The sequence below is a fragment of the Falsochrobactrum ovis genome (genome assembly GCF_003259955.1).
Lineage (GTDB): Bacteria > Pseudomonadota > Alphaproteobacteria > Rhizobiales > Rhizobiaceae > Brucella > Brucella ovis_A.
Window position 1 is genome coordinate 226,939 of record NZ_QLMK01000003.1, and the last position, 13,664, is coordinate 240,602.

Here is a 13,664-nt window from a genome sequence, read left to right on the forward strand (position 1 = left end):
TCAATGATTTATCATAATTAATTTTTCGGATAATAAAAAAGCGAGCCAAAGCTCGCTTTCGGTTTGACGGCAAACGACCCTATTCAGCAGGTGTGTCTTCGGGCTTGAGATCCTGCTCAGCTTTGGTCGATTTTTGATGCGTAAAGCCTTTAAGGCCCTTGGCGGTTTCTTCGGCATCCCGTTTGATTTCCACGCCGCTCGCTGCATAATGCACCAGCAATTTTGCGATTGATGTCAATGCACTAGAGTGAATGCGCTCATAGCCGTGCGAAGCATCGACCCCAAAGGTCAGCAAAGCCGTACGCACATCATGCCCGGCCTCCACGGCTGACGCGGCGTCCGAACGATAATAGCGGAACACGTCTTTTTGAACCTGAATATCATTCTCACCACACAGCTCATAAAGCTTTTTGGTCAAATGATAATCGAAAGGCCCGGTTTGATCCGCCATGGCGAGCGTCACGCCAAATTCTGATGAGTTCTGCCCCGGCGCAGTGGTTCCATTATCGATTGCAACCAAGGAAGCAATATCCGGCACGACAACCGCCGAAGCGCCAACCCCCACTTCTTCGCCGATGGTAAACATCCAATAAGTGTCAACCGGCGTTTCAATTTCGGTGCGCTGCATCGCCTCAAGTGCCGCAAGCATTATGGCCACACCGGCCTTATCATCAAGATGTCTTGATACGATATAGCCATTGTCAATGAACTCTGGCGCCGGATCAATTGCGACAATATCCCCTACATCGATACCAAGCTGAACCAGATCGTCGCGATTTCGCGCCAGCGCATCAACGCGCAGTTCCACATGGGGCCACCCCACTGGCTGCGTGTCAATTTCTTCGTTAAAAGTATGGCCAGATGCTTTCAACGGTAGAATTGAACCGCGATAAGTGCCTTTGGATGAAAAAACAGAAACGCGCGCGCCTTCAGCAAAACGCGCAGACCAATGGCCGATGGAGACCAGCTCCAACCGGCCGTTATCTTTCAGATATTTGACCTGAGCGCCTAACGTATCAACGTGGGAGACGATGCCGCGCGCTGGCCTTTCGGTTACACCGGGCCTGCGCGCACGGATTGCACCGCGACGCGTAAGAATTACGTCCAGCCCCAAATGCTCCAATTCGCGTGCGACATAGCGCACAGCCTCATCCGTAAAGCCGGTTGGGCTTGGAATAGCAAGCAGGCCCTTGAGGCGTTTGACGAGATAGTCCTGATCGATTGTGATTGCGGTTTTCATTTTCTATCTGTCGCAAAACGCGCTCCGATGGTCAATCTTATCGAGTTTTGATTTTTACCAATGATGCTCTGCGCCGAAATTTTATCGCTTTCGATTTGAGTCTAGCGGCGCTCATACACTATCTGAATGAAAACAATATGCCTCCATTGGCGATGAACCAAATCGCCCTTCCCACGTTTCATAATCAGTTATTAACCATAAAGCGGAGGCTAACATGCGCTGGTATTTGAGACTTGAAACCGGGTTGGCTGCTCTGTTTTTGATCACGGCCCCCTTAGCAATGATTTTTGCCTAATGCCCCTAATTACAAAAGACAGAAAATTATGTGAGTATTCTTTGCCAATGTCCCGACTGTCTTTTTGACGCCGCTATGTCGGATCAATAGGCAGTCCGGACACAGGAGTAAATTATGAAAAAATCGATAGTTGTTGCTTCTACCCTCGCCCTTGTCGCGGCTACCGGCTCTTTTGCTTTGGCGGATCGCCATCCAAACGCCGAAGAGCGGGCTAAGCTTGAAACCGCACTAACCGAGGCTGGTTTTATCAGCTGGGGGGAGATTGAACTGGATGATGACAAGTTTTGGGAAGTAGACGATGCTCGCCACAAGGATGGTCAGAAATACGACTTAGAACTTGATAAGACGACGCTGAAAATCATCAAACAAGACCGCGATTGATCAATGAATAAAAGATACGGGCGAGAAGATTAAAACAGCCTTCTGGCCCGTTTTTATGCGTATTTTTGAAAGCGCCCTCATTTTTATCGCAACCCCGGCATGTGTCTATTTCTATGCGCTTGACAAAGTAGCAACCTCTAAAGGAAGATACTGCCCAACTTAGCGATTTAAATCCGCGCTAGAAACTTTGCTGGATGGATCGCAACTGGCACCCTTGCCAAAGTGAATTGGCGCTACATATCAAATAAAGTCCAATAACAAGGAGCATTAAAATGGGTGACGCAGGTATCGGCTGGATTGCAGCAATCATTATTGGCGGACTTGCCGGATGGATTGCTTCTAATGTTATGAATAGCAATACCGGCATATTCATGAATATTATATTGGGAATAGTCGGGGCAGCGATCGCAAGCCTCATATTTGGATTTCTCGGCATCGCCTTCGGCGGTTGGTTCGGTTATCTTATTGCGGGCTTTATAGGTGCCTGTATATTAATCTGGATCGGTCGAGCTGTTAGTGGATGAATTTCTTTCTATACAATAAAAAGCCCCGCTTTTGCGGGGCTTTTTATTTAAATCATGTTGGTTTGGGCATGCAACAGTAGTATTCGGCAACAAGTTAAGCCAGTATCCGTGCTGAAGATACCGACTGCCGGAAAAATCGGCGCAGCCATGAAAGAAGCATGATGACTGAAACTACTATTTTGTCTGTTTCCAATTTGCACGAACGTGTGGAGGCAATTCTCCTAAGAGCGGGCCTTAACGAAAGCCAAGCGGGTGCGGTTGCCCGTGTAATTGTGGCAGGCGAACGCGATCATTGTAAATCTCATGGCATTTACCGCATTGAAGGTGTTCTTCGAACGGTCAAGGCAGGCAAGGTCAAACCCGATGCGGTTCCAGAGATCATTGATCAGGAAGCGTCGGCTATTGTCCGGGTGAACGCCGATTTCGGATTTTCTAGTCCCGCATTTGAAATGGGCGTACCTTTGGTGGTTGAACGGGCACGCAAACACGGCGTCGCTGCGCTCGTTATCAATGATTGCAGCCATTTTTCCGCACTCTGGCCCGAAGTAGAAGCGCTGACCGAACAAGGCTTGGCCGCACTTATCATGTGCCCCAGCTACGCCACGGTTGCCCCTACTGGCGGCAATGAACCATTACTCGGTACAAATCCATTCGCTTTTGGCTGGCCGCGCAAGGACAAATCCCCCTACGTATTCGACTTCGCCACATCGGTTGCCGCACGGGGCGAGATTGAACTTTACCGCCGGGCTGGCAAACAATTGCCCGAAGGATGGGCAATCGATAAGGATGGCAACCCCACGACCGATCCCGAAGCGGCCTTAGCCGGTGCCATGCTACCTTTCGGCGATCATAAGGGTTCTGCGATCAGCACGATGATCGAACTTCTTGCAGCCATCATGATTGGGGATCTAACCAGCCCGGAAGCTCTCGATTTTCTCGGCACGACCACCCTTTCCCCCACGCATGGGGAATTAATTGTGGTCTTTTCGCCGGAAGCTTTTGCTGCGGGTCGGGCCGGCGATCCGTTTGCACGGGCGGAAAAACTCTTTGAATCCATCGTCGGACAGGGTGCACGTTTGCCGTCACAACGCCGCTTTATCGCACGCGAAGAATCCGCGCGTGAAGGTATCAAGCTTAGCAAAGCTGAAATCGAACAGCTAGATATGCTACTCGAAAAAGGGCTGGACGCTATTTCCTAAGATCGGTCCAAATAGCACCCAGAGCATAGAAAAAGCCCTCCTGACCAGGAGGGCTTTTGCGTTAGTTTGTTGTTACGGCTTATATTTTTGAACCGAACCGGGAAGCTGGCTCCATTCCGAATACCAGCTATTGAACAGCTCGAACTGCGCTTTGGCATAGCCACGCTGGCTGTCATTGAGCTCATCCGTCTCATTGAAATTCAGCTCAAATTCCTTCTTGCCCTTCAGAACCATCAAATATTTGAAATAAAGAACCAGTTCAGGACCTTCGTCGAAGGAGGAAAGAATTGCCAGAGCTTGCTCAAGTTCCTGAGCACGCTGACGCGCATCAGCATCACCCTTGGCTGCCGCCTGCGAGAGGTTGCACAGATGAATGATTTCCTTGGGCAAAACATTGCCAATACCGGTAATCGCGCCTTTTGCACCGCAATTGACAAAGCCGTGGAATACCGTTGTATCAACGCCGATCATCAGCGTTACATCGTCGTCGCGGCTGGTAATATTTTCCGCCGCATAACGCATATCCGCCGCTCCGCCAAATTCCTTGAATCCAACCAAGTTTGGATGTTCGGCACGTATTGCAAAAAACAGATCGGCACGGGTGGCAAAGCCATAATATGGGCTGTTATAGATTACGGCGGGAAGATCGGGCGCGGCCGAAAGAATGGCCTTGAAATGCGCCTTTTGCGCCGCAATAACCGAAGCGCGTGACAAAATCCGCGGGATGACCATAAGGCCCTTCGCACCAACTTTCTGCGCATGTGCGGCATGGGCGACGGCGGATGCGGTGTTAACTGCACCGGTGCCGACCACCACGGGAACACCCGCTTGCACAAGCCGTTCCACACCTTCCATACGCTGCGCATCGGTAAGCAGCGGCCAATCCCCCATCGATCCGCAATAAACCACTGCCGACATGCCATCTGCAATCAGCTCTTTGGCTACGCGCACCAGCGCATCAAAATCAGGTGTGCGATCTTCCTTACACGGGGTCATCAATGCGGGAATTACACCGGAAAAAATATCGGCCGCCATTTTAATCTCCTCAACTTAGCTTTGCATCGTCACGCCATTCATCAGCAGAAAACAGCGCCCTGCCGTTCACCAAAATACAGTCGGTCAATGCGCACTCGCATGCGCAAGCCCTGTCATTTTTATATTACCCTTTGTATTTTATTTGTCGACATAAAAAATGCATAGCTAAATGCTTATTTCAAGGCGATCCCCTCGCATGACCAATTTCTGCACCTGATTGACAATTTGTTCTGCATGGGCGCGAGCAAGTTCCTCGGCCAATTTCGTATCACGATTAGAAATTGCAGAGATGATTTCTTCGTGTTCTTCGACAAAACGTTTGGGAAGGCGATCTTCATAAGACTGATAATAAAGGCGCAATATGCGCCGACCTTCATCCTGCAACCGTTTGAAAAGCCCTGCAAAATAAGGATTTCGCCCCGCTTCAGCTATTGCGAAATGGAAGGCGGCATTGGTCGAGATCATCGCCAATGCATCTTGCGCCTCTACCGCAGCCGCAAACTCAACCTGATGGGCGGCAATAATTTCCAAGTCTTCGGGCCTGTGATTTTTAGCAGCAAGTTGGGTCGTCACACGATACATCAAAGTGAGCGCATCGAAATATGTATGCATATTCAGAAAATCGATATTCGATACCAATGTCGTGCGATTAGGCAGCGTATCGATCAGCCCCTCACTCGCCAGTCGTACCAAAGCCTCACGAATGGGTGTGCGCGACACGTTAAACCGCTCAGCCAGTTGCACCTCATCGATAGGACTGCCCGGCGGCAAAACCAGATCCAGTATTTCGTCGCGCAGCAGGTCATAAACCATTTTTACGCCTGATCCGCGCTTGCGCTCACTCACACTGGAGCTTGTCCGCTTCGTCATTGCTGATCCTTTTCAGGCGCGTGAGGATGGCCAAAGGGTTCGGTCGGGCTTTTTGCAGGTAAGGTGAACCATCGCGGCCCTTCGGCTGTCATGAAAATATGATCCTCCAACCTTACGCCGAACCGGTCCGGCAGGACAACCATCGGTTCATTGGAAAAGCACATGCCTTCCGTCAGCGGCAATGAATTTCCACGAACAATGTAGGGCGCCTCATGGATTTCAAGCCCCAGCCCATGACCTGCCCGATGTGGAAGACCAGGCAATTTATAATCCGGTCCTAGGCCGTGTTTGACAAGCACTGCGCGCGCTGCCGTATCCAAATCGGAACATGCGACCCCAAGTTGCGCGGCCTCAAACACGGCTTGTTGCGCCTCACGCTCAATAGCCCAGATGCGCGCAAATTCATCATCTGCCGGGTCTTTCATATAGGTGCGCGTAATATCGGAATGATAACCATCAATGCGGCACCCTGTATCGACGAGAATAACATCGCCAGACTGATAAAACTGCTCGCCCTCTGCGCCATGTGGCAGCGAGGTTACCACCCCAAAAGAAACGATACAAAAGCTTGACCCCGTAGAGCCTAGTGCGCGGTGCTGTTCATCAATAAAACGCACAACTTCGGAAGCCGAAACGCCCGGGCGGATATAATCATATGCCCGTCGCTGGACCTCCATAGTGAGATCCATGGCATATTGAATAATTTCGATTTCCGCAGCGCTTTTACAAATCCTTTGCTCGCGAATGATCGGCCCACCGTCGAGCAGTCGTTCTGCACCCAGTTCTTGCTTCAATGCATTATAAACAAATAGCGGCACGGCATCATCAATGGCGAGCAACTCATTCCGTTTGAGCAGCGATGCCACTAAAGCCGCGCTATTTTCTTCTTCCTGCCAGATGCGAATATCGCCTGGAAGATGTGGCATGCTTTGCACGCGACTAAGCTCGAATGCTGGCACAATATAAATAAGTTCAGTCGGAGTGATGATAGCGCCCAAAAAACGCTCACTCGCCTGCCAACTTAGCCCAGTATAATAGAAAAGACTTTCAGTGGAACCGAGCAAAATTGCCCCAATACCTTGTTTTTCTAGTACGAGGCGCAATCTTGCCAGTCGCTGCTGTCGTTCAGCGATAGAAATTTTTGGCGGTTGGGCTTTGATATTCATCCGCATATCCTCTTATGGCGATAGAGTTAGGTGGGCTACGCCTTCTTAGGCCTTTTTAGGGCCTTGTAAGCAACAAATTATTGAGAATGATAGTGTCGCCCCCCAAAGACAGCCTCCGCGCCCCGCCATGGGATAATTGTGTCGACGGGGAATAAATGATATAACACCTGTAATAGCTTACAGGTTTTCTCAATTTGATGGAATGCCGCCTGCGCATCGCTCTGCGCGGGCTGCTTTCATTGTGTAGCGGGCTGGTCTGGCAAATCGCTAGAACCAATTCCGCTGGCACATGCGGATCTGTGGCCAACTATCAGGATGGAGACACTATTTGAAAGACAAAACAAATTATTACTTATTCATTTCCCCGACAGTTACACTCGCTATTTGCGTAGCAATCTATCTTTTCCACGATCTTTTGGCTCAGCACCTTGCTCAGCATGTTGATCTGAGCGGCCTTAGAAAATTGAGCGTTGCGGGTATTTATTATTCCGCCGCATGGTTGGCAGCTCGGCTAATCGGCTCATCCTTAAAACGAACATCTCCCGACCGGCGCAAATCCCCAAAATTGTTGCGTGAGCTGATTACGGCCGCATTATTTCTGACTGCAACCTTTGCCACCGTCGCCATGCTTTTGGGACAGTCCGCAGGTGGTGCGCTCGCAAGTTCCGGTCTGATTATTGCTATTTTGGGCTTTGCAATTCGTAACGTACTTGCAGACGTTTTTTCAGGGATAGCTTTAGGGCTAGAAGCGCCGTTTCGCATCGGCGACTGGGTGGAGTTTGACGGCACAATCCGCGGCCGCGTCATTGAGATTGGCTGGCGAACTACCCGTCTAGCAACGCGCAATGATACCTATATGATCCTGCCCAATAGCCAGATTTCGCGGCAGCGACTGACCAATTACAGCGCTCCTCGCAAACATTATCGAGCGAGTGTGGAAGTAATTCTCGGACACGAGATCCCCGTTGAGACAGCGAAACAGATCTTATCTGAAGCGGCTAAATCTACGCCAATTATCATGCAATCGCGTGAACCAGACGTGCGCACCCTTTCCTATGATCCCGAAGGGGTGAGTTATGCAATTCGCTATTGGGTGCCGAGTTTTGTCGACGATATTGATTGCAGAGATGCCATTTTAATGGCGGTTGATTCTGCCATCAGAAATTATGGATTGACGCCACCCGCACCGAGATTTGAAGTCGTTCAGCCTCTGAAACCTCGCAGACCCGTTGTGGCAGCTGCCAACTCTCATCAGGCGGAATAGTTCAACGCGGCGTCAGTTTAACACGCTATCCGCGACCGATAACGCTCTATTGTGGTTTTGATAATCAGATCGACCGCTTCTTTGCGATCAAATTCGAGTTCGACATCCAGAACCGTTATTCTGTCAAGAACAGTCTCCGGCAAGCCAGGCATAGTCGCTATGCGTACATAATCTTTGGCGGTGGTAATTAACCCCAAATTCCCCCGCTCTGCCTGGCTAACCAAGGCTTTGATTTCGTCCAGAAGATAAAGATGATGATCTCGAAATATGCAGGTGTCGACGATTTTCCCGCCCGCCTGCCGAACACTTGCAAAAAACTTTTCCGGATTTCCGATCCCTGCAAAGGCCAGCCATTTTTGCCCGGCTATAAGCTTTGCAGAGGAAGGGATAAGTTGTGCATCATAGGTGGGGCGTCCAGCGCGCGATGCTTGCCGTAGAACAAAATCCGCCTCCCCACCCGATCCAATACGCAAAAGTGCATCGGTCTTCCGCAGTTGATCTATTAGCGGTGCCCGCAATGGCCCGGCTGGGATGACCCTGCCATTTCCAATGCCTCGCATGGAATCGACCACGAGAAGTGCAAAATCCATGTGAAGGCGCGCGCTCTGAAAGCCGTCATCCATAACAATAAAATTGCAGCCTTGTTCAATTAAATGGCTCGCAGCCCTATATCGGTTCGCGCTGAGAACAACCGGAGCGTGGCGCGCAAGCAATAGCGGTTCATCCCCCACATAATGCGCAGTGTCGTTTTCCGGATCAACCAGATGCAAGCCTTTATATTTGCCGCCATATCCGCGGGAGACAATTCCCGGCTTCAAACCATGTTTCAAAGCAGCTTTGGAGATAGCGATCGCAGTGGGCGTCTTGCCCGCTCCGCCAACGGTAAAATTCCCAATACAAAGTACCGGCGCAGCCACTTTTGGTGGGACCGATTTAACGAGCCGCCTTCGTGACACTGCACCGTAAATCCCCGCTAAGGGGGTCAGTAGCCTTGCACGCCAATCTGGCTTTTCCCACCAGAATGGTGGAGCGTCGCCCACCATATCACCGTCTGCCCGACACAACGGCAAGCCCGTTATTATTATCTGGTAATTGTGCTTGCAAAATTAGCGGCTGGATAAATGGTTCTAATGCAAGCAGCGTGCGATCAAGCGCGCCGCGCATATCTTTAACAGTGTTGGCACCGGCATTGATCATTGATCGCAAATGTTGCGGATTATTAAACAAAAAGTTGATCGCACCGGCGAGCATGTTGCGATCTTTTACCACCCGCGCGCCGCCATTTTTGATCAGTCGCTGGAAAGATTCCCGGAAATTCTGAACATTTCGGCCAGTTAATACCGCCGTCCCCATCATCGCTGGCTCAAGCGGATTATGACCACCTTCTTTTGTCAATGAATTGCCGATGAAGGCGATTTCTGTCAGCTGAAGATAAAGGCCCATTTCGCCGATTGTATCGCCTAAAAGAATATTCGTCTCGCCATCAATAATATCGCCGGTGCTTCGCTGCGCGACTTTTAACCCCTTTTCTGCCAACATTGCGAGAATTTCCGGAGTTCGGGCCGGGTGGCGCGGTACGATAATCGTGACCAGATGAGGATAGCGCACCTGTAGCATTTTATGGACTTCGGCGGCGATTTCTTCCTCACCTTCATGAGTGGAAATTGCCGCCCATGTGCGGCGGCCCGCGATCTGTCGTTGTAAATCCGCCAAAGCTTGCTGATCCGCTGCCGCAGGTGCGGTATCCACTTTCAAATTGCCCGATACGGTCACGGGTCTTGCACCCAATTTGCGAAAACGTTCACCATCCAGCTCAGATTGAGCAATAACATGGGCAAAGTTTTCAAACAGCGCTTCCGCCAGTTCGGGGCGTTTCTGCCATGCAGCGAATGACCGGTCGGATAATCGTCCATTGACCAAGACATGCGGAATATGGCGCGCACCCACGGAGAGAATGGTGGTGGGCCAGATTTCCGATTCACAACCGATCACAAGATCGGGTTTCCAATGATCAAGAAATTTATTCACCGCAGGCCTTAAATCCAGCGGAGCATATTGATGAATGACTTTAGAACCCAGCTGATCCGCGACGAGCTGAGCGGATGTTACTGTACCCGTGGTCATGACAATATGAATACCGGTGGAAGCAATGGTTTCCACCAGAGGGGTCATCGCGACCGACTCGCCCACACTCGCTGCATGTGCCCAAATCACCGGTCCTTGCGGACGGGGAATATTGGTTTTTCCATAGCGCTCGCCTCGGCGCGCGCGCTCTTCTTTTCCTCGCGATGTGCGATAAGCAAGATAGGGCCCGATAAAAGGATAGGCCGCAGAACCGAGGAAGCGGTAGGCCGATAACATGTTTCTTGCCCAGCGTTCACTCATTTCGCATTCTCCAATGCGGTATAAGCTTTCGCGGTCGCATCGTTGAGCTGGCGCGTCAATTCCATCCGCTTTTCTTCCAATTGAGCCTCATCGGCATCGGCATCTACCCATACTGGCTCACCGCATACAATCATAGAACGGCCAAACGGTAAGGGAATTGTGGTTTTGTCCCATGTCTTTTCCAAAACATGTCTGCGTGAAAAAGCATAGGCAACAGGTATAATCGGTCTACGCGAGAGTTTCGCAAGTAAAATAATACCTTGTCCAGCTTCTCGTGCGCCACCATGCGCTATATCTGCAATCATTGATGCAGATTGGCCTTTAATCAGTGCATTTTTTAGCGTCAATAAAGCGCGCGCTCCGCCCTTATTAGAGCTGGCCGAATTGCGCCGGCCGCCCGATCCACGCACGATAATTAGCCCGAGTTTTTCCGCAACTTTAGCATTCAACTCGGCATCGGCGCTGCGCGAAAACATCGATACAACGTCTTCGCCCGATGGCCTAATGAAAGGCGCCATCAGATGCTGACCATGCCAGAAAGTGACAATAAATGGCGAAAACGGACGGGTTACCGTCTCGGGATCCGTCGATTTTTCAAGAGGCCGATTGGTCTTGAAAACCAACTTCAAATAGCCAACGATTAGCCAAACCAGCAGAGATTTGACCGTTTCCGACCGAGCAAGCGGACCACGTATGCGCCTCCAAAACTTCTTGAAGAGGCCCTCGCGGCGCTGCGGCTTCGCAGACCTTGCCTGACTATTTGGGTTATCACTCATACAATTGCTGCCGGGGTGTTAGAGGCGTTTTAAAAGATGCTCAGCGCCCCGGCATCTCAACAAGCGGCTTTAAGCTGCCGTGTTTTCTGGGTTATCCGGATCAAGCAAACGGTGCATGTGAACGATAAAATACCGCATATGGGCATTATCAACCGTTTGCTGCGCCTTAGCTGCCCAGGCTCTTTTTGCGGTTTCGTAATCGGGATAAATGCCGACAATATCGAGCTGATCTAGATCACGAAACTCCACGGATCCGAGCGTTTTCAGCTCCCCGCCAAATACCAGATGAAGAAGCTGTTTCTTGTCGCCTTCGGCACTCATAACAATAATATCCCTTACATAATTGGTTCGCAGCATCATTAGCCCAGAGGCCACTCTGCTACAACATTCAACATCTCCTGTAGGAGATTTCCACTCGCAGCCACAAGAGCTCCGTGTGATGATTGCGTACTTCCAAATATAAGAGGCAAAGCGTTATCACCAAGGATAGCCCCGCCCGCCTCCGCAAGAATGAGATCAGCCGCCGCCAGATCCCAATCATTTGAATTTGGCCGAATGAAGGTGCCTGCAACTTCGCCACGCGCTACCATCGCTATCCGATAGGCCAAAGAAGGCACATAGGCCTGCATCGTGACGCGCTCCCGCCATGCCGGTGGCAGCGTATCAACCATACGGCGGGGTGATGCGATGATAAGCTTTTCGCCAGCAGCCGGCAGATGGGTGCGTATGGGCATACCGTTCTGGAATGCACCGATTCCCTTGCCCGCTTCAATCACTTCAGCGCGTGCAGGGCATTGCAATACCCCCGCCAGCGGCCTGCCGTTTTCAATGATCGCAACGCTGATGCACCATTGGTCCTGACCCGCGATAAACCCTCGCGTTCCATCAATCGGATCGACAACGAAGGTCCGTTGCCGGGTTGCAGAGACTCGGTCATCAACCGTTTCTTCGGAAAGCCAACCATAATCCGGTCGCGCCTCAAGCAAAACCTCCCGAAGATAGGCATCGACAGCCATATCCGCCTCGCTCACCGGCGAACGCCCATCTTTCAGCCATACTTCAGGGGACTGACCGAAATAATTCATAGCAATTCGACCGGCCTCCCGCGCCGCATGGCGCAGCAATTCCAGTTCGGCGTGAATATCTCTTCGTTTCTCAATTTCCGGCAAGTGTCATGCCTTCGATTACGAGTGTCGGTGCGGTCATTCCGAAATTGCGATCAATATCAGAAGCCGGTGTCATATTGAGGAACATGTCTTTAAGGTTAGAGGCAATTGTAACCTCGCTGACAGGGTAAGCAAGCTCTCCGTTTTCAATCCAGAAACCGGAAGCGCCGCGACTATATTGGCCAGTGATCATATCAACACCCCGTCCAAAAACCTCCGTGACGTAAAAACCGGTACCGACGGAACGGATCAAATCTTCCGGCGATTGTGTACCCGGTTCAATCGCAAAATTTGTCGATGCAGGAACAACGCCTGAACCAGAACGCACTCCGCGCCCGTTAGTCGGCAAACCCAATTCGCGCGCGCTCGACCCGCCCAGCAACCAATGTCGCAACACCCCATCCTCTACCATCATCAGGGGTTGTCCTTCTATGCCCTCTCCATCAAAAGGACGTGAAGACCCGCCGCGCAGACGCAATGGATTATCCGTCACTTGCATTCCTTGCGGAAGAATCTGTTTGCCCAGACTATCGCGAAGAAAACTCGTTTTGCGCGCCACCGAAGCGCCGTTGATTGCACTGGCCAAATGGCTTGCAATGCCACGCGCCAGACGTTGTTCGAAAACAACCGTTACTGGTCCGGTTTTCGCCTTTCTTGCACCCAACCGGCGCACGGCACGTTCTCCCGCCCGCCTGCCGATTGCTTCGGGCGTATCGAGATCGGCAAAATGAAGCCGCGAACTGAAATCATAATCGCGCTCCATATTGGTGTCCTCGCCGGCAATCGCCGAAACCGAGCGTCCGAAACGGGTGGATGAATAATGCCCAACAAAGCCCGTCGAAGTAACCAGCACCAATCCGCCTAAACTGGCCGATGCACCGGCCCCGCCAGTATTGGTCACGCCAGCGACGGCGCGTGCTGCTGCTTCCGCAGCAAGCGCGTCTTCCGTCAAGCGGGCCGCGTCAACTTCCGTCGGATCAAACAAATCAAGATCACGTGGATTTTTCACCAAAAGATCAGGATCCGGCAATTGTTCGAAAGGATCTTCTGGGGCCACCCGCGCCATAGCTACCGCGCGTTCAGCGAGCCGATCCGGATCACTTCCCGCATTGGCAGAGACGCTCGCAACACGCCGACCAACAAACACCCGCAATGCAAAATCATCGCTTTCAGACGATTCCGTTCCTTCAACCGCGCCAAGCCGAACTGAAACACTAAGCGAATGCGCTCGGACAACCACCGCATCCGCCTGATCAGCGCCAGCGCGCTTAGCCGCATCAACCAGCCTTGATGCAAAATCAATAAGTGTGTCGGGTGAATTGTCTGAAATCATTATAATATCCAAATCATGAGCAAATAGGGC

14 protein-coding genes are annotated in these 13,664 nt (G+C 51.2%); 4 read left to right on the forward strand and 10 right to left on the reverse strand.

Annotated features, from left to right (window positions below):
* Positions 1 to 79: 79 nt before the first annotated feature.
* On the reverse strand, positions 80 to 1,240 hold the full coding sequence (locus C7374_RS06615) for an osmoprotectant NAGGN system M42 family peptidase (protein WP_111574817.1): 1,161 nt from the start codon (positions 1,238 to 1,240) through the stop codon (positions 80 to 82).
* Between the two features lie 409 nt (positions 1,241 to 1,649).
* Here C7374_RS06615 and C7374_RS06620 point away from each other — a divergent pair, with 409 nt between their 5' ends.
* The 3 genes from C7374_RS06620 (at position 1,650) to C7374_RS06630 (ending at position 3,639) form a co-directional block, all read left to right on the forward strand.
* Positions 1,650 to 1,916, forward strand: coding sequence for a PepSY domain-containing protein (locus tag C7374_RS06620; protein ID WP_111574818.1), 267 nt, complete (start codon positions 1,650 to 1,652; stop codon positions 1,914 to 1,916).
* A 272-nt stretch (positions 1,917 to 2,188) separates the two neighbouring features.
* The gene (locus tag C7374_RS06625) at positions 2,189 to 2,440 is read left to right on the forward strand and encodes a GlsB/YeaQ/YmgE family stress response membrane protein (protein ID WP_111574819.1); all 252 of its coding nucleotides are present in this window, start codon (positions 2,189 to 2,191) and stop codon (positions 2,438 to 2,440) included.
* Positions 2,441 to 2,601: 161 nt separating this feature from the next.
* The gene (locus C7374_RS06630; RefSeq protein WP_111574961.1) at positions 2,602 to 3,639 is read left to right on the forward strand and encodes an Ldh family oxidoreductase; all 1,038 of its coding nucleotides are present in this window, start codon (positions 2,602 to 2,604) and stop codon (positions 3,637 to 3,639) included.
* A gap of 72 nt (positions 3,640 to 3,711) precedes the next feature.
* Here the strand turns inward: C7374_RS06630 and C7374_RS06635 are convergent, their stop codons facing one another.
* The 3 genes from C7374_RS06635 to C7374_RS06645 all read right to left on the reverse strand — a co-directional run bounded on the left by C7374_RS06635 (position 3,712) and on the right by C7374_RS06645 (position 6,710).
* The gene (locus tag C7374_RS06635; RefSeq protein WP_111574820.1) at positions 3,712 to 4,674 is read right to left on the reverse strand and encodes a dihydrodipicolinate synthase family protein; all 963 of its coding nucleotides are present in this window, start codon (positions 4,672 to 4,674) and stop codon (positions 3,712 to 3,714) included.
* A 165-nt stretch (positions 4,675 to 4,839) separates the two neighbouring features.
* A complete protein-coding gene (locus tag C7374_RS06640) occupies positions 4,840 to 5,544 on the reverse strand; it encodes a GntR family transcriptional regulator (protein WP_111574821.1) in 705 nt (234 codons plus the stop codon).
* Positions 5,541 to 6,710, reverse strand: a complete 1,170-nt coding sequence (locus tag C7374_RS06645) for a M24 family metallopeptidase (RefSeq protein WP_111574822.1) — start codon at positions 6,708 to 6,710, stop codon at positions 5,541 to 5,543. Before C7374_RS06645 ends, C7374_RS06640 begins: the two co-directional genes overlap by 4 nt.
* 328 nt (positions 6,711 to 7,038) lie before the next feature.
* On the opposite strand from C7374_RS06645, the gene C7374_RS06650 reads away from it, so the two are divergent.
* Positions 7,039 to 7,974: a mechanosensitive ion channel family protein gene (locus C7374_RS06650; RefSeq protein ID WP_245412595.1), complete on the forward strand. Its 936-nt coding sequence runs from the start codon at positions 7,039 to 7,041 to the stop codon at positions 7,972 to 7,974.
* 17 nt (positions 7,975 to 7,991) lie between these two features.
* Here the strand turns inward: C7374_RS06650 and lpxK are convergent, their stop codons facing one another.
* The 6 genes from lpxK to C7374_RS06680 form a co-directional block, all read right to left on the reverse strand.
* Positions 7,992 to 9,017 (reverse strand): tetraacyldisaccharide 4'-kinase, encoded by a 1,026-nt coding sequence (gene lpxK, locus C7374_RS06655; protein ID WP_111574824.1) that lies wholly within the window; start codon positions 9,015 to 9,017, stop codon positions 7,992 to 7,994.
* Position 9,018: 1 nt separating this feature from the next.
* Positions 9,019 to 10,359, reverse strand: a complete 1,341-nt coding sequence (gene waaA, locus C7374_RS06660; protein ID WP_111574825.1) for a lipid IV(A) 3-deoxy-D-manno-octulosonic acid transferase — start codon at positions 10,357 to 10,359, stop codon at positions 9,019 to 9,021.
* Positions 10,356 to 11,135: a lysophospholipid acyltransferase family protein gene (locus C7374_RS06665; RefSeq protein ID WP_111574826.1), complete on the reverse strand. Its 780-nt coding sequence runs from the start codon at positions 11,133 to 11,135 to the stop codon at positions 10,356 to 10,358. The genes waaA and C7374_RS06665 overlap by 4 nt, the downstream gene beginning before the upstream one ends.
* Before the next feature lie 69 nt (positions 11,136 to 11,204).
* Positions 11,205 to 11,456 (reverse strand): DUF4170 domain-containing protein, encoded by a 252-nt coding sequence (locus C7374_RS06670; RefSeq protein ID WP_111574962.1) that lies wholly within the window; start codon positions 11,454 to 11,456, stop codon positions 11,205 to 11,207.
* A 38-nt stretch (positions 11,457 to 11,494) separates the two neighbouring features.
* Entirely contained in the window at positions 11,495 to 12,304 is an 810-nt protein-coding gene (locus C7374_RS06675; protein WP_111574827.1) for a 3'(2'),5'-bisphosphate nucleotidase CysQ, read from the reverse strand.
* Entirely contained in the window at positions 12,291 to 13,634 is a 1,344-nt protein-coding gene (locus C7374_RS06680; protein ID WP_111574828.1) for a TldD/PmbA family protein, read from the reverse strand. Before C7374_RS06680 ends, C7374_RS06675 begins: the two co-directional genes overlap by 14 nt.
* Positions 13,635 to 13,664: the final 30 nt, after the last annotated feature.

Coding starts and splice junctions, on each gene's coding strand:
- waaA (WP_111574825.1), bottom strand. CDS start 10,359: ATGAGTGAACGCTGGGCAAGAAACATGTTATCGGCCTACCGCTTCCTC.
- C7374_RS06615 (WP_111574817.1), bottom strand. CDS start 1,240: ATGAAAACCGCAATCACAATCGATCAGGACTATCTCGTCAAACGCCTC.
- C7374_RS06640 (WP_111574821.1), bottom strand. CDS start 5,544: ATGACGAAGCGGACAAGCTCCAGTGTGAGTGAGCGCAAGCGCGGATCA.
- C7374_RS06665 (WP_111574826.1), bottom strand. CDS start 11,135: ATGAGTGATAACCCAAATAGTCAGGCAAGGTCTGCGAAGCCGCAGCGC.
- C7374_RS06630 (WP_111574961.1), top strand. CDS start 2,602: ATGACTGAAACTACTATTTTGTCTGTTTCCAATTTGCACGAACGTGTG.
- C7374_RS06635 (WP_111574820.1), bottom strand. CDS start 4,674: ATGGCGGCCGATATTTTTTCCGGTGTAATTCCCGCATTGATGACCCCG.
- C7374_RS06620 (WP_111574818.1), top strand. CDS start 1,650: ATGAAAAAATCGATAGTTGTTGCTTCTACCCTCGCCCTTGTCGCGGCT.
- lpxK (WP_111574824.1), bottom strand. CDS start 9,017: ATGGTGGGCGACGCTCCACCATTCTGGTGGGAAAAGCCAGATTGGCGT.
- C7374_RS06645 (WP_111574822.1), bottom strand. CDS start 6,710: ATGAATATCAAAGCCCAACCGCCAAAAATTTCTATCGCTGAACGACAG.
- C7374_RS06680 (WP_111574828.1), bottom strand. CDS start 13,634: ATGATTTCAGACAATTCACCCGACACACTTATTGATTTTGCATCAAGG.
- C7374_RS06670 (WP_111574962.1), bottom strand. CDS start 11,456: ATGAGTGCCGAAGGCGACAAGAAACAGCTTCTTCATCTGGTATTTGGC.
- C7374_RS06625 (WP_111574819.1), top strand. CDS start 2,189: ATGGGTGACGCAGGTATCGGCTGGATTGCAGCAATCATTATTGGCGGA.